The organism is Uliginosibacterium sp. TH139, assembly GCF_002855595.1.
GTDB lineage: Bacteria > Pseudomonadota > Gammaproteobacteria > Burkholderiales > Rhodocyclaceae > Uliginosibacterium > Uliginosibacterium aquaticum.
The window spans coordinates 558688-581053 of sequence record NZ_PKRR01000004.1 but is presented as its reverse complement, the minus strand read 5'-3'; the positions used below and the strand labels follow the sequence as shown (position 1 = coordinate 581053).

20 protein-coding genes are annotated in these 22366 nt (G+C 62.8%); 12 read left to right on the top strand and 8 right to left on the bottom strand.

The window, feature by feature from the left end:
* Nucleotides 1-5: 5 nt before the first annotated feature.
* Nucleotides 6-3062, bottom strand: a complete 3057-nt coding sequence (fdnG, locus tag C0V76_RS12495; protein WP_101942809.1) for a formate dehydrogenase-N subunit alpha — start codon at nt 3060-3062, stop codon at nt 6-8.
* A gap of 432 nt (nt 3063-3494) precedes the next feature.
* Here fdnG and C0V76_RS12490 point away from each other — a divergent pair, with 432 nt between their 5' ends.
* The 4 genes from C0V76_RS12490 to C0V76_RS12475 all read left to right on the top strand — a co-directional run bounded on the left by C0V76_RS12490 (nt 3495) and on the right by C0V76_RS12475 (nt 7139).
* Nucleotides 3495-3941: a ProQ/FINO family protein gene (locus C0V76_RS12490; RefSeq protein WP_101942808.1), complete on the top strand. Its 447-nt coding sequence runs from the start codon at nt 3495-3497 to the stop codon at nt 3939-3941.
* A gap of 135 nt (nt 3942-4076) precedes the next feature.
* A complete protein-coding gene (locus C0V76_RS12485) occupies nt 4077-5114 on the top strand; it encodes an amino acid ABC transporter substrate-binding protein (protein WP_101942722.1) in 1038 nt (345 codons plus the stop codon).
* Between the two features lie 61 nt (nt 5115-5175).
* Complete coding sequence (locus tag C0V76_RS12480) at nt 5176-6144, top strand: amino acid ABC transporter permease (protein ID WP_254048233.1); 969 nt, start codon at nt 5176-5178, stop codon at nt 6142-6144.
* The gene (locus C0V76_RS12475) at nt 6141-7139 is read left to right on the top strand and encodes an amino acid ABC transporter permease (protein ID WP_101942721.1); all 999 of its coding nucleotides are present in this window, start codon (nt 6141-6143) and stop codon (nt 7137-7139) included. The genes C0V76_RS12480 and C0V76_RS12475 overlap by 4 nt, the downstream gene beginning before the upstream one ends.
* A gap of 44 nt (nt 7140-7183) precedes the next feature.
* Here the strand turns inward: C0V76_RS12475 and C0V76_RS12470 are convergent, their stop codons facing one another.
* Nucleotides 7184-7951 (bottom strand): class II glutamine amidotransferase, encoded by a 768-nt coding sequence (locus tag C0V76_RS12470; protein ID WP_101942720.1) that lies wholly within the window; start codon nt 7949-7951, stop codon nt 7184-7186.
* 211 nt (nt 7952-8162) lie between these two features.
* On the opposite strand from C0V76_RS12470, the gene C0V76_RS12465 reads away from it, so the two are divergent.
* The 7 genes from C0V76_RS12465 to nifM all read left to right on the top strand — a co-directional run bounded on the left by C0V76_RS12465 (nt 8163) and on the right by nifM (nt 14352).
* Nucleotides 8163-10436, top strand: a complete 2274-nt coding sequence (locus C0V76_RS12465; RefSeq protein WP_101942719.1) for a nitric-oxide reductase large subunit — start codon at nt 8163-8165, stop codon at nt 10434-10436.
* A gap of 58 nt (nt 10437-10494) precedes the next feature.
* Nucleotides 10495-10878, top strand: coding sequence for a SirB2 family protein (locus C0V76_RS12460; RefSeq protein WP_101942718.1), 384 nt, complete (start codon nt 10495-10497; stop codon nt 10876-10878).
* 59 nt (nt 10879-10937) lie between these two features.
* Entirely contained in the window at nt 10938-11375 is a 438-nt protein-coding gene (locus C0V76_RS12455; RefSeq protein WP_101942717.1) for an Rrf2 family transcriptional regulator, read from the top strand.
* A 145-nt stretch (nt 11376-11520) separates the two neighbouring features.
* Nucleotides 11521-12651 (top strand): homocitrate synthase, encoded by a 1131-nt coding sequence (gene nifV, locus C0V76_RS12450; RefSeq protein WP_101942716.1) that lies wholly within the window; start codon nt 11521-11523, stop codon nt 12649-12651.
* Nucleotides 12652-12666: 15 nt separating this feature from the next.
* Entirely contained in the window at nt 12667-12984 is a 318-nt protein-coding gene (nifW, locus tag C0V76_RS12445) for a nitrogenase-stabilizing/protective protein NifW (RefSeq protein ID WP_101942715.1), read from the top strand.
* On the top strand, nt 12981-13457 hold the full coding sequence (locus C0V76_RS12440; RefSeq protein ID WP_101942714.1) for a nitrogen fixation protein NifZ: 477 nt from the start codon (nt 12981-12983) through the stop codon (nt 13455-13457). Before nifW ends, C0V76_RS12440 begins: the two co-directional genes overlap by 4 nt.
* Nucleotides 13450-14352 (top strand): nitrogen fixation protein NifM, encoded by a 903-nt coding sequence (gene nifM, locus C0V76_RS12435; protein WP_101942713.1) that lies wholly within the window; start codon nt 13450-13452, stop codon nt 14350-14352. The genes C0V76_RS12440 and nifM overlap by 8 nt, the downstream gene beginning before the upstream one ends.
* A gap of 36 nt (nt 14353-14388) precedes the next feature.
* Here the strand turns inward: nifM and flhA are convergent, their stop codons facing one another.
* The 4 genes from flhA to C0V76_RS12415 all read right to left on the bottom strand — a co-directional run bounded on the left by flhA (nt 14389) and on the right by C0V76_RS12415 (nt 20114).
* Entirely contained in the window at nt 14389-16485 is a 2097-nt protein-coding gene (gene flhA / locus C0V76_RS12430) for a flagellar biosynthesis protein FlhA (RefSeq protein ID WP_101942712.1), read from the bottom strand.
* Between the two features lie 14 nt (nt 16486-16499).
* Complete coding sequence (gene flhB / locus C0V76_RS12425) at nt 16500-17669, bottom strand: flagellar biosynthesis protein FlhB (protein WP_101942711.1); 1170 nt, start codon at nt 17667-17669, stop codon at nt 16500-16502.
* A gap of 157 nt (nt 17670-17826) precedes the next feature.
* Nucleotides 17827-18855 (bottom strand): patatin-like phospholipase family protein, encoded by a 1029-nt coding sequence (locus tag C0V76_RS12420; RefSeq protein ID WP_101942710.1) that lies wholly within the window; start codon nt 18853-18855, stop codon nt 17827-17829.
* Nucleotides 18856-18917: 62 nt separating this feature from the next.
* Nucleotides 18918-20114, bottom strand: coding sequence for an MFS transporter (locus C0V76_RS12415; protein WP_305798473.1), 1197 nt, complete (start codon nt 20112-20114; stop codon nt 18918-18920).
* A gap of 102 nt (nt 20115-20216) precedes the next feature.
* On the opposite strand from C0V76_RS12415, the gene C0V76_RS12410 reads away from it, so the two are divergent.
* A complete protein-coding gene (locus C0V76_RS12410) occupies nt 20217-21011 on the top strand; it encodes a helix-turn-helix domain-containing protein (protein WP_101942709.1) in 795 nt (264 codons plus the stop codon).
* Nucleotides 21012-21034: 23 nt separating this feature from the next.
* Here the strand turns inward: C0V76_RS12410 and def are convergent, their stop codons facing one another.
* Entirely contained in the window at nt 21035-21547 is a 513-nt protein-coding gene (gene def, locus C0V76_RS12405) for a peptide deformylase (RefSeq protein WP_101942708.1), read from the bottom strand.
* 7 nt (nt 21548-21554) lie between these two features.
* Nucleotides 21555-22295 carry an S-methyl-5'-thioinosine phosphorylase gene (locus C0V76_RS12400; RefSeq protein WP_101942707.1) on the bottom strand — a complete coding sequence of 247 codons (741 nt, stop codon included), beginning with the start codon at nt 22293-22295 and terminating at the stop codon, nt 21555-21557.
* Nucleotides 22296-22366: the final 71 nt, after the last annotated feature.

Sequence of the window (22366 nt, the reverse complement as noted above, 5' to 3'; positions counted from 1 at the left end):
CCTCCTCAAGCCTTTTCCAGATTGACAAGGAAAGCCTTGTATTCAGGGGTCTGCGTGTTGCAGTCCCCCACGGCGGGCGACAGGATGTTGGTCAGGTAGCCCTTCTTGGCCAGCGTCTCCCAGCCCCAGTGCAGCGGGATGCCGATCTGGTGCACCGTCTGCTTGTTCACCGTCAGCGGCTTGATGCGCTTGGTCACCACCGCACGCGCCTTGATGAAGCCACGCTTGGAGCTGACCTTGACCCAGTCACCCGCCTTCACGCCTTTCTCCTGCGCCAGCGCCTCACTGATTTCCACGAACTGCTCGGGCTGAGCGATGGCACTCAAGCGCACCGACTTGGTCCAGAACTGGAAGTGTTCGGTAAGCCGGTAGGTGGTGCCCACGAAGGGGAACTCGGTGTGCTTGCCGAGCCGCTCGCGGTCGCCCTTGAAGATGCGCACCGCCGGGCTGTTGACCACCTTCGGGTGCAGCGGATTGGTGCCCAGCGGCGTTTCCATCGGCTCGTAGTGCTCGGGGAAAGGACCATCCACGAGCTTGTCGGTGCAGAACAGGCGACCGAAGCCTTCCGGGTTCATGATGAATGGGTTCATGCCGGCTTCCGGTGGTGAGTCCACCTTGAAGTCCGGCACGTCGGCGCCGGCCCAGCGCTCGCCGTTCCAGGCGATGAGGCGGCGCGTGGCGTCCCAAGGCTTGCCGGCCGGGTCGCAGGACGCGCGGTTGTAGAGGATGCGCCGGTTGGCCGGCCAGGACCAGGCCCAGCCCGGCGTGTTGCCGAGGCCCACATCGGTGTTGTCGCGGCGTGCCATCTGGTTGCCGGCCTGAGTCCAGCAGCCGGAGAAGATCCAGCAGGCGCACAGCGTGCTGCCGTCGTCCTGCAGCGTGGCGAAGCCGGGCAGCTGCTCGCCCTTTTTCACCAGCACCTTGCTCTTGTCGGCCGGATCAGGGATGTCGGCCAGCGCGCGGCCGTTGAGCTCCTTGGCCAGCTCTTCCGGCGTCGGGTTCTTCGGATCGCGGTAGGGCCAGGAGAGATTCAGAACCTGCTCGGCGCCCTTGCCGCCTTCCTTGCGATACAGCTCGCGCAGGGCAACGAAGAGTTCGCCGATGATCTCCTGATCGCCGCGCGCCTCGCCGGGTGGCTCGGCACCCTTGAAGTGCCATTGCAGCCAGCGGCCGGAATTGACGATGGCACCGTCTTCTTCGGCAAAGCAGGTCGAAGGCAGGCGGAACACCTCGGTCTGAATCGAGGCGGAATCCACATCGTTCGATTCGCCGTGGTTCTGCCAGAAGGTCGAGGTCTCGGTGGCGATCGGGTCGATGATGACCATGTACTTGAGCTTCGAGAAGGCGTCGCGCACCTTGTGCGCATCCGGGAACGAAGCCAATGGGTTGAAGCCCTGCACGATGAAGCCGTTGATCTTGCCCTGATACATCAGCTCGGTGATGTGCAGCACGTCGTACATCTTGTCCCACTTCGGCAACCAGTCGTAGCCCCAGTTGTTGTCCTTGGTGGCCTTGTCGCCCCAGAACCACTTCATCAGGCTGATGAAGAACTTGGGCGTATTGCTCCAGTAGTTGAGCTGCCCGTCGCGCAGCGGCTTGGGCGTGGTCTGGGTGAGATAGGCATCCAGCGTCGGGTGCAGCTTCTCGTTGGGCAGCGTGAGATAGCCGGGCAGCGAGGTCGACAGCAGGCCCAGATCCGACAGGCCCTGGATGTTGGAGTGGCCACGCAGGGCATTCACGCCGCCGCCGGGCATGCCGATGTTGCCGAGCAGGAGCTGGATCATCGCCATGGTGCGGATGTTCTGCGCGCCGGTGGTGTGCTGCGTCCAGCCCAGCGCGTAGAGGATGGTGCCCACCTTGTCCGGCGTGCAGGTGTCGCCCAGATGCTTGCACACCAGCTCGAAGCCCTCGACCGGGCTGCCGGTGAGATTGTTCACCACTTCCGGCGTGTAGCGCTCGTAGTGCTGCTTCATCAGGTTCCACACGCAGCGCGGATGCTGCAGCGTGGGATCGACCTTGGCGATGCCCTTGTCGTCCAGCTCGTAGTTCCAGGTTTTCTTGTCGTAGCTGCCCTTCTCCTCGTTGTAGCCGGAGAACAGGCCCTCATCGAAGGCATAGCCTTCCTGCACGATGGCGCTGGCATTGGTGTAGGCCTTGACGTAGTCCCACTGGATCTTGTCGTGCTTGATCAGCCAGTTGATGATGCCGCCGAGGAAGGCAATGTCGGAACCCGCGCGGATCGGCACGTAATGATCGGCCACCGCAGCCGTGCGGTTGAAGCGCGGATCCACCACGATCAGCTTGGCGCCGCGCTGCTTCTTGGCCTCGATCGCCCAGCGGAAGCCCACCGGATGCGCTTCGGCCGCGTTGCCGCCCATCACCAGCACAAAGTCGGCATTCTTGATATCGACCCAGCTGTTGGTCATCGCGCCGCGGCCGAAGGTCGAGGCCAGCGCCGACACGGTCGGGCCATGACACACGCGGGCCTGCGCATCGGTGGCGACGATGCCCAGCGAGCGCATGAATTTCTGCGTGATGATGCCGGTCTCGTTCGATGAGGCCGAAGCCGTCAGCATGGCGGTGGAGAGCCAGCGATTGACCGGCACGCCCTCGGCGTTTTTCTCGATCAGATTGGCATCGCGGTCGGCCTTCATGTGCTTGGCCACACGTTCGATGGCCTCATGCCAGGAGATGCGTTTCCATTCTTTGCTGCCCGCCTCGCGCACTTCAGGGAATTTGAGGCGCCCCGGGGCATGGATGAAATCAAGCAGGCCGGCGCCCTTGGGGCACAGCGCACCACGGCTGACCGGATGATCCGGGTCGCCCTCGATGTGGATGATCTCGGCCTTGGCGTTCTTGGCGCCATCGCCCAAGCTGTACATCAGCAGGCCGCAGCCCACCGAGCAGTAAGTACAGGTGTTGCGCGTTTCACGGGTGCGGGCCAGCTTGTATTGGCGCACCTCGGCATGTGCTTCGCCGGAATAAGCCCCCATCAACACCAGACCGGAACTGCTCAGCCCGGCCGCCGAAATCCTGAAAAACTGGCGCCGGTTCATCTGCATGCCTGCTGCGCGGCGATTGTCTTGATCCATGAAAGCCTCCAGGTAAATTCACACCTGGATTCCCCGGTACCCCGGGCGCAGTGCGCGCCGCACTCCTCCGGCAACAGTCGCTCACCCGCATTCAGTGCGGCGGCCGCTGCCATGCAGGAGCCTCTCTCTGTCCGGGCAACCCACCTGACTTGAGCATTTAGTATGTCACGTCAATAGCGTCTTGCCCCTGTGAAAAGCAGGGGTATAAGGGAAAAACCTATGTGCCACAGGCCTTCAATCAGCCCTCTGAGATAGAAAAGCCGGGCTCCTCAAGCCACCTCCTGCCCCCAGTAAATGCGGTAATCCAGCACGCCAAACAGCCGGAACCGTGCAAAGCATGCAGGCAAGCCTGCTTCTGACTGGTTAAACTGCGCACCTGCACACTTTCACACGATGACTGAAATGACTGACGCCTCTTCCCCCAGCACTCCCGCAGCCCCCGCAGCATCTGCTTCGGCCTTGCTGAAGCAACTGCAGCAGCAATACAAGCTGATCGGAGAGCATCAGCCCATGGCGATCGGCATCGACAAGCAATTGCTGGCTGCCCGGGCGGACATCCCCGCCAAGCTGCTGCGCGGCGCACTGGGCATGCACACCCGCTCGGTGCGCTACCTGAAGAATCTGCAGAGTGCGACCCAACGCTTCAATCTGGACGGCAGCCCGGCTGGCGAAGTGAGCGAAGAACAGCGCGGACTGGCCAGCAAGGAACTGATCGAGCGCTTCAAGAAGCGCGCCGAAGAACACAAGGCTGAAAAGGCCGCCAAGGAAAAGGCTGAAAAGGAAGCACGCGCCGAAACCGAGCGCCAGGAAAAACTCGCTCTGTTGGCCAGCAAGTTCGGCCGCAAGTAAGCCTGAAGCAGGCAAAACAGGGTTCGCGCAAGCGCTTGCCTGAAGCACCCGGATGGAATTTTGATAGAAGAAAATTCCACTTCTGGATTGCCCCTGCAGTTGGTAGTCTCCTGTTTTGCCTTCCAGGAGCCCACCATGCACGGCATCTCCCTGCGTCGCCTGAGCCTCACACTTCCTCTGCTGATAGCTTCGCTGCTGGCGACACCCGCCCACGCCGGCAAGACGCTGGACGCCATCAAAGCCCGCGGCAATATCCAGTGCGGGGTCAGCACGGGTGTCGCCGGTTTCTCACTGCCGGACAGCCAGGGCAACTGGAGCGGTTTCGATGTGGACCTGTGCCGCGGCATCGCGGCGGCGGTTCTGGGAGACGCGAACAAGGTGAGCTTCGTACCGCTGAACTCGCAGCAACGCTTCTCCGCCATCCAGTCCGGCGAGGTAGACGTGCTGGCGCGCAACACGACCTGGACCCTCAATCGTGATGCTTCGCTAGGGCTCAACTTCACTGGCGTGACCTACTACGACGGCCAGGGCTTCCTGGTGCCGAAGAAGCTGAAGGTTACGAGTGCCAAACAGTTGAAGAATGCCGAGGTCTGCGTGCAGTCCGGCACCACCAACGAAAAGAACCTGGCGGACTACTTCCGCAGCCAGGGCATCAAGATCAAGCCGGTGGTTTTCGAAGGTTTCGAAGCATCCTTCAAAGCCTTCTTCTCGGGACGCTGCCAGGCTTACACCACCGACATTTCAGGGCTGGCCGGCGTGCGCAACAAGGAAGCCAAGAATCCGGATGACTATGTGATCCTGCCTGAGGTGATCTCCAAGGAGCCGCTCGGTCCGGCGGTGCGCCGCGGGGATGACGAATGGTTTTCCATCGTGCGCTGGGTGGCCTTCGCTCTGATCGAAGCCGAGGAATACGGCATCACCCGCGCCAACGTCGACCGGATTCGTGCCGAGAACAAGGATCCGGCCATTGGCCGCCTGCTGGGCTCCACGGAAGACACCGGCAAGCTCCTCGGACTTGATCGTGACTGGGCTTACCGCTCGATCAAGGCCGTCGGCAATTACGGTGAGATCTTCGCCCGCAACGTGGGGCCCGAATCGGTGCTGAAGCTGCCACGTGGCCTCAACAATCTGTGGAACAAGGGCGGTATCCTCTACGCACCGCCGGTTCGCTGAGTCTTCCGGATTTGCCACATCGACGGGCCGCTCAGCGGCCCGTCTCATTTGAAGAGAGATCATGCTTCGCCCCCTTCTGCGCTGGCTGCCCCAGATTCTGCTGCTGTGCCTGCTTGCCCTGCTGCTGGGCTGGCTGGGGCACAACGTGCTGGAGCACATGCGGGAGCGCGGCATCCGTGCTGGTTTCGACTTCCTGCTCGATCCGGCCGGCTTCGAAATCGGCGAAGGGCTACTGGCGTATGACGCCAGCCAGCCGATGTGGCGCGCCTTTCTCACCGGCAGCCTGAATACTCTGCGCGTAGCCCTGCCCGCAATCCTCCTGGCAACCTTGCTTGGCATCCTGATCGGGCTGGGGCGACTCGCAGAGCATCCGCTGCCACGTCGGCTGTGCGACGCACTGGTTGAAACCCTGCGCAATATCCCACTGCTGCTGCAATTGCTGATCTGCTACTTCGCCCTGACCGGTTTGCTGCCGGAAGCCAGCAACGCCTTGGCGCCTTTCCCCGGCGTGCTGATCAGCAAGGGCGGCCTGTTCCTGCCGGCATTAGATTGCAGCGCAGCCTGCTCACTGGATGTGCCTCTAGCTGAAGGCTTCGGCATCAGCGGTGGCTGGTCACTGAGCCCCGAGTTCCTCGCCGTCTTGATCGCACTGAGCCTTTACAGCGCGGTGTTCATCGCCGAAATCGTGCGCGGCGGGATCCAGTCCGTCGCCCAGGGCCAGATCGATGCAGCACGCGCGCTGGGCATGCGACCTCTGCAGGTGCTGCGCGAAGTGGTGTTCCCGCTGGCCTTGCGCGCGATCGTGCCGCCAATGGGCAACCAGTATCTGAATCTGATCAAGAACTCTTCGCTGGCGGTGGCGGTGGGCTATCCGGAACTGGTGTCGGTCGCCAACACTTCACTGAACCAGACTGGCCGCGCCTTCGAGTGCATCGTGATCGTGATGGCGGTGTATCTGACGCTCTCGCTCATCACCGCAGCACTGGTCAATCTGTATAACGCCCGCGTTGCCCTGCGAGGAACGCGATGATCCGCCAGCCACGCAAACGCACGATTCTCTGGATTCTGCTGGGGGCAGCCCTGCTCTGGCCACTCCTCAGCTGGGGGCTTGTGCATGCAATCTGGAGTTCCGACCTGGAAGCCTGCCGCGCGGCGCGTGGTACCGGTGCCTGCTGGGGAGTCATTGTTGAAAAGCATCGCCTGCTGCTGTTTGGCCGCTACCCCTTCGAAGAACAATGGCGACCCTTGCTGGCCACCCTGCTGATCATCGCAGTGCTCGGCGCTGCCTGCTGGCGCCAGCTGTGGCAATTGCGCTTCGCCGCGCTGGCGGGCCTGATCCTGCTTTTGGCAGTCGCCCTGATGCGGGGCGATATCGGCGGACTGAGCCCGGTGCCGACCAAGCTGTGGGGGGGCTTGCCACTGACCCTGCTGGTCTCGCTGGGCGGCACCCTGCTGGCCTTCCCGCTGGCTGTGCTGCTCGCATTGGGGCGGCGCTCATCCCTGCCGCTGCTGCGCAGCCTGTGTGTGACTTATATCGAGCTGATCCGCGGCGTACCGCTGATCAGCCTGCTGTTCATGGCAGCCTTCCTGTTCCCCCTGCTGCTGCCTACAGCTTGGCGGCTGGACATCCTGCCGCGGGTGATCGTAAGTATCGCGGCCTTCGCAGCAGCCTATCTGGCCGAGGTGATCCGCGGTGGCCTGCAGGCCATTCCTGCAGGGCAATTACTGGCCGCCCGCGCACTGGGCATGCGCACATGGCAGGCCCTGCTGTGGATCGTACTGCCGCAGGCCTTGCGCAAGGCCTTGCCGGCACTGGTCAACAGCTTTGTGGGGATTTTCAAGGACAGCTCGCTGATCTCCATCGTGAGCCTGCACGAACTCACCGGCGCGCTCTCGCTGGCACTCGGCGGTGATGCCGACTGGCGCAGTTTCTATCTCGAAGGCTATCTCTTCATCGCCTTCATCTACTGGGCCTTCTGCTTTGCGCTGTCGCGCGTCGGCAAACGACTGGAAACTGCCCGCTAGCGGCAGTCAGGAGACGGAAATCGGCAGAATTGCGTGAGCGCGGCTCAGCACGCCACGCGTCGCCCCTCAGCAAATACGGCCAGCTCACCCACCGGCAGGGGCTGCCAGTGCTCGTCCGTGAGCGGTCGGGTGGCGACGATGATCATGCGGTCGTCCTGCTCGTTGTGGCGGGAAAAATCGATACCCAGCGGGCAATCGAGCAGATGTGCCCGGCCAAAGGGATAGGCCCGCTGCAGATAGTGCAACTCGGTACTGCGGTGGGTGAACAGCCATTCGCCGTTGGACAGCACGAAATTGAAGCTGCCAGCCGCAGCGATCAGGCGCGCCAGTTCGGCCAGGGTCTGGCTCAGTTGCGCCAGCCCCGGCGCCTGGCGGCCGAAACGGCTGAACAGGCCATCCAGCAACAGGCAGAAGGCGTGTTCGCTGTCGGTCTGGCCGCAGGGCGTGAAGCAGACCGGCGCCGGCAACTTGCTGACATCCAGATTGCCGTTGTGGGCGAAGGACCATTCCTGCCCCCACAAGTGGCGCAGGAAGGGGTGGCAGTTGGTGGCACTGATGCTGCCCTGAGTCGCCTTGCGGATATGCGCGATGACGTTACGCGAGCGGCCGGAATAGAGCTGGATCCACTCGGCCAGCGGTGAGCGGGCAGACGGCAGTTCATCAATCAGCAACTGGCAGCGGCGATCCTCATACAGGGCGATGCCCCAGCCATCTGCGTGCTCGTCCGTTTCGCCCCCACGACGCAGGAAGCCCTCGAGCGAAAAACTCAGGCGGGCAGGCTTCAGCGAATTCATACCGAGTAACTGGCACATGTGAGGAGTAACGGCACTAAGGCCTGATGCGTTGACCGGATTCTGCATGCAGTTTTTGAGCATGCTCAGACATCTTCCGCATAAGCAAATGCCGTGCGCAGGCAGCACGATCGATCCGGACACATAAGATTCACTTTTATTGCATCTTTTAGAAGATTCACATAAAGTACCTCTTATAAACACCCGTCCTCACCTTCTGGAGAATCCGGACATGAAATCGTCACGCAAGCTGTGGCAATGGCTGGCAGCAATCTTCTTGCTGTCGTTTGCCGTGCTGGGCTGGATCGGCCATGAGATCTACCTCTCGGCCCCGCCCATTCCGACCCGCGTCGTCGCCAGCGACGGCAGCGTGGTCTTCGAGGAGGGCCAAGTCATGCACGGCCAGGAGGCCTGGCTGTCGGCCGGCGGCCAGCAACTCGGCTCGGTCTGGGGCCACGGCAGCTATGTGGCGCCGGACTGGTCGGCCGACTGGCTGCACCGCGAGGCTATTGGCCTGCGTGAAGCGCTCGCACAGAAAGCCTTCCAGCAAAGCTACGCGACGCTGGCGAGCGATCAGCAAGCGCTGATCGGCGCCCGCGTGAAGAGCGAGCTGCGCAGCAATACCTGGGATGCCGCCAGCGGCACGGTCACCCTGAGCGTGGAGCGCGCCAAAGTGGTGCGCGAACTGGTGCAGCACTACACTGGCCTGTTCGGCAGCGACACGTCGCTCGACGCGCTGCGTGAGCAGTACGCGATGGTCAAGGACACCCTCAAGGATCCCGCAGACCTGAAGGCTCTGCCGGCCTTCTTCTTCTGGTCGGCCTGGTCTTCAGCCACCGACCGCCCGGGCGAGAAGGACCTCTCCTACACCAGCAACTGGCCGCACGAACCGCTGATCGACAATGTACCGACTACCGGCAACGGCATCTGGTCCATCGTTAGCGTGGTGCTGCTGATCGCCGGCGTGGCTTTCATGATTGCCTGGCATTCGGCCTCCAAGGAAGAAGACGACCCGACCCCACCGGCCCATGACCCGCTGTTCGAACTCAAGCCGACGGCCTCGATGCGCGCCACCACCAAGTACTTCTATGTGGTGATCGGCCTGATCCTGCTGCAGGTGGTGATGGGTGTGGTCTCGGCCCACTACGCGGTGGAAGGGCAGAGCTTCTTCGGCATCCCGCTGGCCGAAGTGCTGCCCTTCACGGTGAGCCGCACCATCCACACCCAGCTTGGCGTGCTGTGGATCGCCACCGCCTGGCTGGCCACCGGTCTTTACATCTCGCCGGCGCTCTCCGGTCACGAACCGAAGTTCCAGGCACTCGGGGTGAACGTGCTGTTCTACGCCCTGTTGCTGATCGTGGTCGGCTCGATTGCCTGCGGCTGGATCGGCACTCTGCAACGCCTGGGCACCAATTTCAGCTTCTGGCTCGGTAACCAAGGCCTCGAATACACCAGCATGGGCCGCATCTGGCAGTACGGCCTGTTCGCCGGCCTGATGATCTGGCTGGGCCTGATGGCACGTGGCCTGTGGCCGGCACTCAAGAAGCCCTCCGAATCGCGTGGCCTGATCGCCATGGTGTTCCTGTCCGCCACCTGCATTGGCGGCTTCTACGCCAGCTCGCTGATGTGGGGCCAGCACAGCCACTACTCGATGATCGAGTACTGGCGCTGGTGGCTGGTGCACCTGTGGGTGGAAGGCTTCTTCGAGGTGTTCGCCACCGCCGTGATCGCCCTGATCTTCACGCGCCTCGGCCTGATCCGCTCGGCCTCGGCCAACGCCGCGATCGTGATGGAAACCATCGTGTTCCTCTTCGGCGGCATCCTCGGCACCCTGCACCACCTCTACTTCACCGGCACGCCGACCTCGGTGATCGCCATCGGCGCCATCTTCTCGGCGCTGGAAGTGGTACCGCTGGCCCTGATCGGCTTCGAAGGCTATCGCAACTATCAGCGCAGCCAGGCCGCGCCGTGGGTGGCGAGCTACCGCTGGATCATCCTGTGCTTCGTCGCCGTCGGCTTCTGGAACTCGGTGGGCGCAGGTCTGCTGGGCTTCTCGATCAACCCGCCGATCTCGCTGTACTACATGCAAGGCCTCAACATGACACCGGCACACGGCCATGCCGCGCTGTTCGGGGTGTACGGCATGCTCGGCATCGGCCTGATGCTGTTCTGCCTGCGGGGCCTGATGCCGCGCGAGAACTGGCAGGATGTGTGGCTCAAGCGCATGTTCTGGATGCTCAATATCGGCCTAGCGATGATGGTCTTCATCTCGCTGGTACCGGCCGGCATCTACCAAGCCTGGGCCAGCGTCAGCGAAGGCCTGTGGTATGCCCGCTCGCCGGAGATCGTGCAGTCCGCCGTGATGCACACCCTGGTGTGGCTGCGTGTGCCGGGCGACATCGTGTTTGCCATCGGCGTGCTATGCCTCGGCGTGTTCGCCTTGCGCCTGCTCGGCAAGCGGCGCCAGCCCGAAGCAGTTGGGCAGGTCCGTACCGCCGAACGCTAAGCCGCTTCATCACCCGCCCGCGCCCTCCAGCGCGGGCTTTTTCTTGCACAATCCCGGCATGGACTACCTCACGATCAAGGCCCTGCACATGTGGTGTGCCGGCCTCAGCATCAGCCTCTTCAGCCTGCGCGGCGGCCTGCAGCTGGCGGGCATCGACTGGCGGCGCTGGCGCCTGCTGCGCATCGCCCCGCATGTGGTCGACACGGTGCTGCTGAGTGCGGCGATCTGGCTCGCCACCCTGCTGCAGCAGATTCCCTTCGTGCATGGCTGGATCACCGCCAAGGTGCTGGCGCTCGTCGCTTACATCCTGCTTGGCCGTCTGGCGCTCAAGGCCGGCCAGCCGCCCCGGCGCGCGGCGCTGGCTTTCGGCGGCGCGCTGCTCTGCGTGGCCTACATCGTGTGCGTGGCCATCACCCATTCGGCCAGCCTCGGCCTGTTTTGATGCAGCCGCCAAGGGCGTAAGCCTGTATCGTTCGCAGCAGGAAAAGATCGTCGCCCGCCATGAAACTCACCACCTTCACCGATTACACCCTGCGCGTGCTGATGTACCTCGCGCTGAATCAGGACCGCCTCGCCACCATTCAGGGCATCGCCGAAGCCTATGGCATCTCGGAAAGCCACCTGATGAAAGTGGTGCAGCATCTAGCCAAGACCGGCGTGATCGAAGCCCTGCGTGGCAAGGGCGGCGGCATCCGCCTGGCCTTGCCGGCGAGCGAGATCCGCATCGGCCGGGTTGTACGCGAAGCCGAGGGCGACGGCCCGATCGTGGAATGCTTCAGCGCCAACGACACTTGTCGGATCACTCCGAACTGCAAACTGGCGGGCGCCCTGCGCCGCGCCTTCGATGCGCTCTACGCCACGCTGGATGAATACACCCTGGCCGATCTCACCCAGCAGCCAGCCGCGCTAGTACAAATCCTGAAGATCGTGCGCAGCTGACGCTGCTGTCGCAAATCCTGCAGGGTTTTGTCACCAAGCCCCCACACAAACGCTCCCGCCTCTTAATTTATCCCTTTTAAATCATGCGGATAAGTTCTGGCACCGTGCTTGCTGAATACAGCCAAGGCAACCAAAGGGGCTGGGCATGGGCCGCAGGATCATCATCAACGACACCACACTGCGCGACGGTGAGCAAACCGCCGGCGTAGCCTTCAGCGCCGCCGAGAAGCTGGATATCGCCCGCCAGCTCGACGCGCTGGGCGTGCCGGAGATGGAGGTTGGCATCCCGGCCATGGGCGAAGCCGAGCGTGACTGCATTCGCGCCATTGCCGAGCTGGGTCTGCAAGCCCGGCTGATGGTGTGGGCCCGCCTGAATGAACGTGACATCTCCGCCTGCGCCGGTCTCGGCGCGCAGCTGATCGACATCTCGGCGCCCTCTTCCGACCAGCACCTGGCCAGCAAGCTGGGGCGCCCGCGCAGCTGGTTGCTCTCCGAGATCCATCGTCTGGTGCATTTCGCCCGCGACCTTGGCCTGGAAGTGAGTATCGGCATGGAGGACGCTTCACGGGCCGACCCCGCCTTTCTCGCCCAGATTGCCGAGGTAGCGGCCCGGGCGGGCGCGCGTCGCCTGCGCTTTGCCGACACCCTGGGCATCATGGAGCCCTTCGGCGTGGAGCGCGCCATCAAGGCCTTGCGCAAGACGACCCGGCTCGAAATCGAGATGCATGCTCATAACGATCTGGGCATGGCCACGGCCAACACCTTGGCGGCAGCACGGGCCGGTGCCAGCCATCTGAACACCACGGTCGGCGGGCTTGGAGAGCGGGCCGGCAATGCGGCGCTGGAAGAAGTCGTGCTCGGTTTGCGTCAGTGTTACAAGCTCGAAACCGGCGTTGAACTGTGCAATTTTCCGGTACTCGCCCAGTGCGTAGCCAAGGCTTCGGGGCGACCGATTCCGGCCCAGAAAAGCCTGACCGGGTCGAACGTGTTCACGCATGAAGCAGGCATCCATGTTGATGGCCTGCTCAAGGACCCGCACAACTACCAAGGTTTCGATCCGGCCATCGTCGGGCGGGAGCATCGCGTGGTGCTGGGCAAACACTCCGGCACCCGTGCCGTGAAGTCGGTCTTCGCCGCCCTCGGGCGCCAACTCGGCGATCTGGAGGCACACCTGCTGCTGGAGATGGTGCGGCGTTTCGTCGCCCTCGAAAAACGTACCCCGGACGAATCCGAACTGATGCTGCTCTTCAAGGGCCTGCATCAGGAATGCTGCTGACAGAGAGAGGTCATCATGAGCACCGAGCACCCTGACTTTACGGACGATCTGGCCGAGCTCGAATCGGCCGAGGACTTCCTCACCTACTTCGGCATTGCATTTGATCCCAAGGTTGTAAGGATCAATCACCTGCACATCCTGCAGCGCTTTCACAACTATCTGAACGGGGCCGGCAAGGCGCTGGAATACGAAACCTGGAAACATCTGCTGGCTCGCGCCTATCAGGACTTCGTTCATTCCGATGCGCTCACCGAAGGAGTCTTCAGCGTTTTCAAACGTGCTCGCGGCATCCAGACCGTGGCGATCACCGCCATTGGCAGGAGGCAGCCATGAGACCGCGCTGGGAGCTTGGCGAAAGCCTGCGCGTGACGCGCAATGTGCGCGACGACGGCACCTTTCCCGGCGCCACCCGCGGCGAGCTGCTGGTGCGCCGCGGCAGCATCGGCACGGTGGTCGACATCGGCAGCTTTCTGATGGATCAGGTGATCTACTCACTGCACTTTCTTGAGCAGAACCGCATCGTCGGTTGCCGCGAAGAAGAGCTGCTCGGCTTGGACGAAGCCTGGATCGACACCCGTTTCGAATCGCGCGAACGCGTGCTCAGCGCACGCGATCTGGCCATTGGCGGTGAAGTGCGCGTGCCCGCCGGTGCACGCGGCGAAATCCTCAAGGTACTCCGCGATCTGCCGGAAGGCCCGGCTTACCACGTGCATTTCGAGTGCTGGGCGGGCCACCCGCTGATCGTGCGCGAAGCTGCGCTTGCCCCTGTTTCAACCCCGTTGCCGGAAGCCTGCTGCAATGTCTGAAATCGCCTCCCCCTCCCCCGTAGTCGCCGCCACTCCAGCGTCCGCCACGCCCGCCAGCCCTGCCGCCTCGGGTTACCTGGCGCTCAAGCAGTCTCAGGCCCTCTTCAAGACCACGCCCGAGCGCCTCGACGCCGAGCAACGCCGCAAGCTCGAGGCCGTCGTCAATCGCCAGCGCGCGATCGAAACGCGCATCCTCGGCAGCCGCCAGGCCACGCACGTCGTGATCAGTCCGGAGGCAGTCACCCACAGCATTGCCGAGATTGCTGCAGGCTTCAGCAATGAGGCCGAATTCGTGTGCGATCTGGCCCGTTTCGGACTCAGCGAACAATCGCTGCGCGCCGAAGTGGAGCGCGAATTGCGCGTCGAAGCCGTGCTGGAAATGGTCTCGGCAAAAGTCGCTCCGGTCAGCAACATGGAAGTGGAGCTCTTCTACCACCTGCACCACGCCCGCTTTGAAACCCCAGAGCGCCGTACCCTTCGCCACATCCTGCTGACCCATGACGACAGCGAGGCGGGCCGCGCTACGAGCCGTCAGCGCATCGAAGTTATCCGCGAACTACTGCTGCGCCATCCGGATCGTTTTGGTGAACAGGCCCTGCGTCACTCCGAATGCCCCACGGCGATGCAGGGTGGCCTGCTCGGCCAGGTGCCGCGAGGCCAGCTGTTCCCGGCGCTGGATGCGGCCGCGTTCACGATGCGTGCCGGCAGCCTGTCGGAAGCGCTGGAATCCCCCATGGGCTTTCACCTGCTGCGCTGCGAAAACATCCAGCCGGCCGGCAAGGTGCCCCTGACCCAGGTACGCGATCGCATCCGCGAGCAGATGCTGATCACCCGCAAGCAAAACAAGCAGCGGGCCTGGGTGTGCCAGATCATGAGCCACGAAGCCCGCGCCTGATCAAGCAGGCCGCCCCGGCGCGGGGCGGAGGTGTGCTTAGCCGCCCACCATGCTCGCCACGCGGATGCTGCGGCTCTCGGGCACCTCGGAGTGAGCAATGACCTTGAGCGAAGGCACGGCACGCCGCAGGAAACGCGCCAGCAGCCAGCGCAGGCTGTTGGGCACCAGCAACACCGCCGGCAGGCCGACTTCTTCCTGACGTTGCGCCGCCGCAGCGGTTTCGCGCATGAGGGTATCGGCCAGGCCGGGTTCGATTGCGCCACCTTCGCCGCCTGAGGCCAGGGCCTGATGCAGCAGACGTTCCAGCCCCGGTTCCAGCGCGATGACCGACACTTCGTTGCTGCCCGGGAAAAGCTGCTGCACGATGGCCCGGCCCAGCGAAGTACGCACCCGGGAGGCGAGCTCCACCGGATCCTGACTGCGCGGAGCATGCTCGGCCAGCGATTCGACGATGGTACGCATGTCGCGGATATTGATGCCTTCTTCCAGCAGGTATTGCAGCACGCGCTGCAGCACATGCAACGGCAATACCTTGGGCACCAGATCCTCGACCAGCTTGGGCGACTCGCGCTGAATGTGATCCAGCAAGGCCTGGGTTTCCTGGCGCCCAAGCAGGTCTGCCGCATGACTCATGAGCAGGTGATTGAGATGGGTAGCCACCACGGTGCTGGCGTCCACCACGGTATAGCCCAGGGCATGCGCCTGCTCGCGGCGGGCGTTATCCACCCACACAGCAGGCAGGCCAAAGGCCGGATCGGTCGTGGCGGTGCCGGGCAAGGTGCCGCCCACACGCCCCGGATTGATGGCGAGAAACTGCCCGGGATAGGCCTCTCCCTTGCCGATCTCCACCCCCTTGAGGGTGATCCGGTAAGCGTTCGGCTTGAGTTCCAGGTTGTCGCGGATATGCACCGGCGAAGAGAGAAAACCGATGTCCTGCGCAAACTTCTTGCGCAGGCCGCGAATGCGCTTGAGCAGCTCGCCATCCTGACTCTTGTCCACCATCGGGATCAGGCGATAGCCCACCTCGAGGCCCAGCACGTCCACCGGCGTCACATCGTTCCAGGTCGCATCCAGCGATTCGGGCGCTTGCCCCGGTGTCTGCGCCGGCAGGGGCTGCGCTTCGGCCTCTGCCTCGGCCGCCTGCTTCTTGCCGGTATTCCAGGCCACCGCCGCGAGGCCCGCCGCCAGGGTCAGGAAGATGAAGTTCGGCATGCCCGGGATCATGCCCAGCACGCCGAGGATCGCTGCGGCCAGGATGCTCACATTTACATTGCCGAAGAGCTGGTTGATGAGCAGCCCGCCCACATCGCCTTCATCACCCACGCGGGAGACCACCATGCCAGCGGCCACCGAGATGATCAGGGACGGTAGCTGGGCCACCAGGCCGTCACCGATGGCCAACATCACATACTGGTTGGTCGCGCGATCAAGCTCCATATGGTGCTGCAGCACGCCGACGATCAGCCCGCCAATCACGTTGATGAACAGAATCAGGATGCCGGCCACCGCATCGCCGCGCACGAACTTCGAGGCACCGTCCATGGCACCATAGAAATCCGCTTCCTGGGCCACCTCGATACGCCGCCGCTTGGCTTCCTTGTCGTCAATCAGGCCAGCATTCAGGTCGGCATCGATGGCCATCTGCTTGCCGGGCATCGCGTCCAAGGTGAAGCGTGCCCCCACTTCGGCGATCCGCCCGGCGCCCTTGGTGATTACCACGAAGTTGATCACGGTGAGGATCACAAACACCACTACGCCCACCGCCGTGTTGCCGCCCACCAGGAAGTGACCAAAGGCCTCGATCACCTTGCCTGCCGCGTCCGGGCCGGTATGGCCGTGCAGCAACACCACCCGGGTGGAGGCCACGTTCAGCGACAAGCGCAGCAAGGTGGTGATCAGCAGCACGGTGGGGAAGACCGAGAAATCCAGCGGCTTCTTGGTGTACATCGCCACCAGCAGCACCATCATCGAGATCGCGATGTTGAAGGTGAAAAACACGTCCAGCGCAAACGCCGGCAGCGGCAACACCATCATCGCCAGCATCGCCAGCAGCAGGATCGGCGCAGCCAACTGGCGGATGTTGCTCGGCGCAAAGAGCGTCTTCAAATTGACCGTGTTTGCGTTACTCGCCATGACTCAAACCCTCTTCAATATCGATTCGCACCAGCAGCCTCGGGCGCGGTGGCTGCCCCCGGATCCAGCTCTGGTGGAACATCAAGATCGTGCGGTCGCTCAGGTGGCAAGCCGCCCTGAGCGAGAAAATGATTGAGCTGATACACATAGGCCATCACCTCGGCCACGGCGGTGTACAGCGCGGCCGGCACCTGATCGCCGACCTCGGAATGGCGAAACAGGGCACGCGCAAGGGGCGGAGCTTCGAGCAGTGGCACCTTGTGCTCCTGGGCCAGTTCGCGGATCGCCTGTGCCACCAGATCCGCCCCCTTGGCCACCACGGTGGGGGCCCCCATCGCCCCGGCTTCGTATTTCAGTGCCACGGCATAGTGGGTCGGGTTGGTCACCACCACATCGGCCTTGGGCACCGCCGCCATCATGCGGCGACGCGCCATGTCGCGCTGGCGGGCGCGGATCCGTGCCTTGAGCTGCGGATCGCCTTCCATTTCCTTGTATTCCTGCTTGAGCTCTTCCTTGGTCATCTTGAGCCCCTCGTAGTAACGCCAGAGCTGGAAGGGCACATCAAGCGCCGCCACCAACGCCAGGCTCGCCACGACCCACAACAGGGACATCAGCAGCATGTCGCCGAACATGCTCATGCCAGACTCCAGCGGCATGCTCATCAAAGCAACTATCTCGCCCCGCTGCGACCACAGCACCCAGCAGCCGATGCTGCCGATCAGACCGGACTTGAGCAGCCCTTTCACCAGCTCGGCCACACCATGCATCGACGCCATGCGCTTGAGGCCGTTAAGAGGATCCAGCCGATTCAGATCCAGCTGAAAAGCCTTGAAGGAGAAAATCAGCCCCCCCATCATCACCGGCGCCGCCACAGCGGCCACCAGCATCACCACAAAAAAAGGCAGCAGTGCCGTAAGCGCATCGATGCTCAGGCGCAAGAGCTGCTCATACATGTACTCGCTATTGAAACTCTGCTCACGACCAAAGCTGAGCCCGCCTCGCATCAATGCCGAGGCATGCGCCACCATCCAGCGGGAAACCACCAGCAAGGTCAGCACAGCCGAAATCATGGTCAGGAAACTGGCTAGCTCACGCGACTGCGGCACCTGCCCATCGGCACGTGCCTGCTCGATGCGCCGGCCTGACGCTGGTTCGGTCTTTTCGAGGTCGCTGCCTTCAGCCATGTCCACTGCCTCTGCGCAATAGAGGCATTATTTGCCGCAACGGCAATCCTTGCCGGGCCGAACAGGGATGAGAAAGCGGGCTTATTCAGGCATTGCTGACCCAAGCGCCGCCACACCCACGGGCAGCAAGGAGGCTCAATGCGCTTTCCGGAGCCTCTTACGCTGGAAGAAAAGTCGCCTGCAGATCCAGGCTGGCTCGATGCCCCACGACCTCGGCGTGCTCTGCCAGCCAGCGCCGGGCATGACTGCGGCCGGCATCACGCAGGCGGTGCAGAAAGGCTTGATTGGCAACGCTCTTGCTCGCTGCGGTGAGCCCGCCGAGCACCGCTTCGGCTTCGATCAGATGGAAACGTGTGCTGCGCAGACGTGCTTCCAACGAGCCGGAAAGCCAACCACTCTCGCTCGCCATCTCGCGCATGGCCGCCAGCAAACGCATTTCACGCATGAAGGCATTGGTGAAAGCCAGTTGCGCAGCGCGCTCCTGGATCTCATCGGCACCGCGCGGGGTGCGCTCGTGATGGAGCGGCGCCAGCATCACGATCAGGATGTCGCGCGAATCACAAAAACGGAACAGCGGAAACACCGCCGGATTGGCCGCATAGGCACCATCCCAGTAGGGCTCGCCATCAATCATGATGGCATGGTGGATGGTTGGCAGGCAGGCCGAGGCCAGCAGCGCATCGGCGCTCAGATCGGCATTCCGGAAAAGCTTCAGATGCCCGCTGTTGGCATGCGTTGCGGCAATGAACAACTTGAAGGGCGACTCGCGGCGCAGACGCTCGAAATCGAATTGAGCTTCAACCAGATCCCGCAAGGGATTCAGATCCAGCGGATTGAGCTGGTAGGGCGAGAACCAGCGCGTAAGCTGCAGCATCCAGTTCATGCCGGGCATAGGGGTGGTCGGGTCGATGATCGGCGGCACCACCTCACGGGGCCCGCTCAAGGCCACTCCCTCCCAGAAATTACTCAGCGCCTCACGTGCGCCCTCCGCACCACCGAGCAGCCAGCCGTGCGCCAAAGCCACCGCATTCATGGCTCCGGCGCTGGTGCCGCTGATGCCCTCGAAGCCGAAGCGGCCGTCTTCCAGCAAGGCATCCAGCACACCCCAGGTAAAGGCTCCGTGGGCACCACCGCCTTGCAAGGCAAGATTGAGGGAGAACGAGCTCGGGCTGACCTTGGCAAACATGTGCGCAATCCAGGTGTGCAACAGCCTGCAGTGTGCCGCAGGCATGTTGCAATGCACACTGTTCAGGCCGCTTTTTTCCGCAGGTCAGGCAGGAAGACTGTCAGCAGTCCCAACAAGGGCAGGAAGGCGCAGACCTGATAGACGAACTCGATGCCGCGCAGATCCGCCAGCATGCCCAACAACGCAGCACCGATGGCTCCCATGCCAAAGGAAAAGCCAAAGAACAGGCCCGCCACCAGCCCCACCCGGCCCGGCAACAATTCCTGCGCATAAACGATGATCGCCGAGAAAGCCGAAGCCAGGATCAAGCCGATGATAAAGCTCAGAACGGTTGTCGCAGTGAGCCCCACATGCGGCAGGATCAGGGTGAACGGCGCCACGCCGAGGATCGAGAACCAGATCACCCGCTTGCGACCGATGCGATCGCCCAGCGGCCCACCAATCACGGTCCCTGCAGCCACCGCAAACAGGAAAACAAAGAGGTGCAACTGGGCCGATTGCGCGCCGAGCCCGAACTTCTCCATCAGATAGAAAGTGAAGTAGCTCGACAGGCTGGCGAGATAAAAATACTTTGAAAAGATCAGGCTCAGCAGGACTGCAACAGAGCCCACCACCCTGCCACGCGACAGGCCGGTTTCGGCCGCCCCCTGGCGAATCCTGGCTTTCAGCGCCCCTTGCGCCTGTTGATGCGCATACCACTGCCCCACCTTCCACAGCAAAGTGATCGCCAGCAAGGCAGCCAGCGCAAACCAGGCCACACTACCCTGCCCGTTCGGAATCACGATCAGCGCCGCCAGCAAAGGGCCCAGCGCCGTGCCGGCATTACCGCCGACCTGGAACACGGACTGCGCCATCCCCAGACGGCCGCCCGAAGCCATGCGCGCCACTCGCGAAGACTCAGGATGGAAGATCGAGGAACCGGTGCCGACCATCGCGGCTGCGATCAGCAAGGCCGGATAAGTCGTGGCCGTGGCCAGCAAGAGCAGCCCCACCAGCGTACTGCACATGCCGAACATCAGCGAGTAAGGCTTGGGATAGCGATCGGTGTACAGCCCGACCAGTGGCTGCAACAAGGAAGCGGTGGCCTGGAAAGTGAAGGTGATCAGGCCGATCTGCCCGAAACTCAGATTGAAACCGCCCTTGAGCAGGGGATACAGCGCCAGGATCAGCGACTGCATCATGTCATTGAGGAAATGCGAGGCGCTGATCGCGCCCAGCACACGGAACGAGGTTGTCTGCCCTGCTGACTGCGCGCTCAAATCACGTCTCCCTGTGGAATGGATGCCACCTGCCTCTACGCAGGGCTTGCGAAAGAATATAGGTGAGGGTGAAAATTCCGTCTAACCACAAAAAGCCAGAATATGTCGCAAAACAGCCACAACATCATTTTGCGCCTGCCCAGCTACCAGACACTCCCACGGCCTGTCGTTGCCCGCATAGGTGATCGCCTTCCCGGCTCGCTGACCCCGTGGCACAGCCATCGCTGGTGGCAGCTGACCTGGGCCATGAGTGGCGTACTGGCCATCGAAACGCAAGATGGCAGTTTCATGGCCCCACCAGAACGAATGATCTGGATTCCGCCAGACATCGAGCATCAAGCCACCAACGCTCCGCTCACCGAAATGCGCAATCTGTATGTGGATCACAGCCTGATGGAATGGGCCGGGCCACACTGCAGGGTAGTGCGCATCACGCCCCTGGTGAGGGAGCTGATGCTGGCCGTGACGACGCTGCCGGAAGATTACGAGCCGTCCGGCGAAGCCGAACGACTGATCCAGGTCCTCGTCGATCAGCTCAAGCACCTGCCCGAAGTGGCCTTCAACCTGCCGATGCCGACCGATCCGCGCCTGCGCCGGATCTGCAGCGAACTACAGAACCGGCCCGACGACACCCGGACCATGGCAGCCTGGGGCGAACGGGTCGGCCTCTCCGAGCGCAGTCTGGCCCGGCTTTTCGTGCAGCAGAGCGGCATGAGTTTCGGCGACTGGCGCCAGCGCCTGCGTCTGCTCTTAGCACTGAACGGACTGGAGCGCGGCGAACGCGTCACACGCGTGGCGCTGGATGCCGGCTACGCCTCACCTTCGGCCTTCATCGCAGCCTTCCGGCGAAACTTCGGACTAACGCCAACCGAGATGTTCAAGCCACAAGGGGCTTGATACCCCTTGCACTGCTGCCGAACTCAGGCTGGGAACAAGACCTCGGTAAAACCGAAGCGGGTGAAGTCCTGTACCCGCATCGGATACAGGGTGCCATCCAGATGGTCGCACTCATGCTGCACCACGCGGGCATGAAAACCCTCCACCTCGCGAAGAATCGGCGTGCCGAACTGATCGAAGCCGCTATAGCGCAGGCGCACATGGCGCGGCACCACGCCACGCAATCCCGGCACCGAGAGGCAACCCTCCCAGCCTTCTTCCAGCTCATCGCCGATGAATTCCAGCACCGGATTGACGAGCACCGTGAGTGGCACGGCCGGGGCTTCCGGATAGCGCTCACTGGCCTCAAAACCGAAAATCACCACCCGCAGATCTACTCCGATCTGCGGTGCGGCGAGGCCCACACCACCCGCTTCACGCATGGTGTCGAACATGTCAGCGATCAACGCGTGCAGCTCCGGCGTGTCGAAAGCCTCCACCTCTTGCGCATGGCGCAACAGGCGTTCATCCCCCATCCGCAGGATCTCGCGAATCATTGGCGCCTCAGCAATTGGTGCAGAAATGCTGCAACACGTTATGCACGCGCACCATCGCCGTCTTGGCGGTGGCCTCGATATCGGCCATCTGGATGCCGTGGGCGCTACTGCCACGCCCGGCCGCCTGATTCACCACGACCACAATTGCCGCATACGGGATGCCCAGCTCTCGCGCCAGCACCGCTTCAGGCATGCCGGTCATGCCGATCACGTGTGCACCATCGCGCTCCAGCCGGGTGACTTCGGACGCTGTTTCAAGACGTGGCCCTTGAGTCGCAGCATAGGTACCACCATCCACGATCGCCTCACCTGCATTCCGGGCAGCGGCGAGGATGCGCGTGCGCAAGGAGGCATCGTAGGGATCGGTGAAATCCACATGCACGACCGGGCCATCCACGCCGTCGAAATATGTCGCCTTGCGGCCCCAGGTGTAATCGATGATTTGATCAGGCACCATCAGCACGCCCGGTCCAAGATGGTCCTGAATACCGCCCACCGACGCCACCGAGATGATCTCCTTGGCACCCGCTTCCTTGAGGGCCCAGAGGTTGGCACGGTAATTCACGCCATGCGGCGGGATCGTGTGGCCGTAACCATGCCGGGCAATGAACACCGTCTGCTGGTCACACAGATGACCGAAGAGCAAAGCACCGGAAGGCTCGCCATAAGGCGTACGCACCACTTCACGGCGCGTGATGTCGAGATTGGAAAGCTGGCTCAGGCCACTGCCACCGATGATTGCGATCATGTCCGTACCGGGCTGAAAAATAGTCGATGGATCTTAGCACGCAGGGCTGCAGGCTCGCCGCAGCTAGCGGC

What these genes read in the sequence shown, in the direction of transcription:
- fdnG (WP_101942809.1), bottom strand. Translation starts at nt 3,062, where the DNA reads ATGCAGATGAACCGGCGCCAGTTTTTCAGGATTTCGGCGGCCGGGCTG.
- C0V76_RS12490 (WP_101942808.1), top strand. Translation starts at nt 3,495, where the DNA reads ATGACTGACGCCTCTTCCCCCAGCACTCCCGCAGCCCCCGCAGCATCT.
- C0V76_RS12485 (WP_101942722.1), top strand. Translation starts at nt 4,077, where the DNA reads ATGCACGGCATCTCCCTGCGTCGCCTGAGCCTCACACTTCCTCTGCTG.
- C0V76_RS12480 (WP_254048233.1), top strand. Translation starts at nt 5,176, where the DNA reads ATGCTTCGCCCCCTTCTGCGCTGGCTGCCCCAGATTCTGCTGCTGTGC.
- C0V76_RS12475 (WP_101942721.1), top strand. Translation starts at nt 6,141, where the DNA reads ATGATCCGCCAGCCACGCAAACGCACGATTCTCTGGATTCTGCTGGGG.
- C0V76_RS12470 (WP_101942720.1), bottom strand. Translation starts at nt 7,951, where the DNA reads ATGTGCCAGTTACTCGGTATGAATTCGCTGAAGCCTGCCCGCCTGAGT.
- C0V76_RS12465 (WP_101942719.1), top strand. Translation starts at nt 8,163, where the DNA reads ATGAAATCGTCACGCAAGCTGTGGCAATGGCTGGCAGCAATCTTCTTG.
- C0V76_RS12460 (WP_101942718.1), top strand. Translation starts at nt 10,495, where the DNA reads ATGGACTACCTCACGATCAAGGCCCTGCACATGTGGTGTGCCGGCCTC.
- C0V76_RS12455 (WP_101942717.1), top strand. Translation starts at nt 10,938, where the DNA reads ATGAAACTCACCACCTTCACCGATTACACCCTGCGCGTGCTGATGTAC.
- nifV (WP_101942716.1), top strand. Translation starts at nt 11,521, where the DNA reads ATGGGCCGCAGGATCATCATCAACGACACCACACTGCGCGACGGTGAG.
- nifW (WP_101942715.1), top strand. Translation starts at nt 12,667, where the DNA reads ATGAGCACCGAGCACCCTGACTTTACGGACGATCTGGCCGAGCTCGAA.
- C0V76_RS12440 (WP_101942714.1), top strand. Translation starts at nt 12,981, where the DNA reads ATGAGACCGCGCTGGGAGCTTGGCGAAAGCCTGCGCGTGACGCGCAAT.
- nifM (WP_101942713.1), top strand. Translation starts at nt 13,450, where the DNA reads ATGTCTGAAATCGCCTCCCCCTCCCCCGTAGTCGCCGCCACTCCAGCG.
- flhA (WP_101942712.1), bottom strand. Translation starts at nt 16,485, where the DNA reads ATGGCGAGTAACGCAAACACGGTCAATTTGAAGACGCTCTTTGCGCCG.
- flhB (WP_101942711.1), bottom strand. Translation starts at nt 17,669, where the DNA reads ATGGCTGAAGGCAGCGACCTCGAAAAGACCGAACCAGCGTCAGGCCGG.
- C0V76_RS12420 (WP_101942710.1), bottom strand. Translation starts at nt 18,855, where the DNA reads ATGTTTGCCAAGGTCAGCCCGAGCTCGTTCTCCCTCAATCTTGCCTTG.
- C0V76_RS12410 (WP_101942709.1), top strand. Translation starts at nt 20,217, where the DNA reads ATGTCGCAAAACAGCCACAACATCATTTTGCGCCTGCCCAGCTACCAG.
- def (WP_101942708.1), bottom strand. Translation starts at nt 21,547, where the DNA reads ATGATTCGCGAGATCCTGCGGATGGGGGATGAACGCCTGTTGCGCCAT.
- C0V76_RS12400 (WP_101942707.1), bottom strand. Translation starts at nt 22,295, where the DNA reads ATGATCGCAATCATCGGTGGCAGTGGCCTGAGCCAGCTTTCCAATCTC.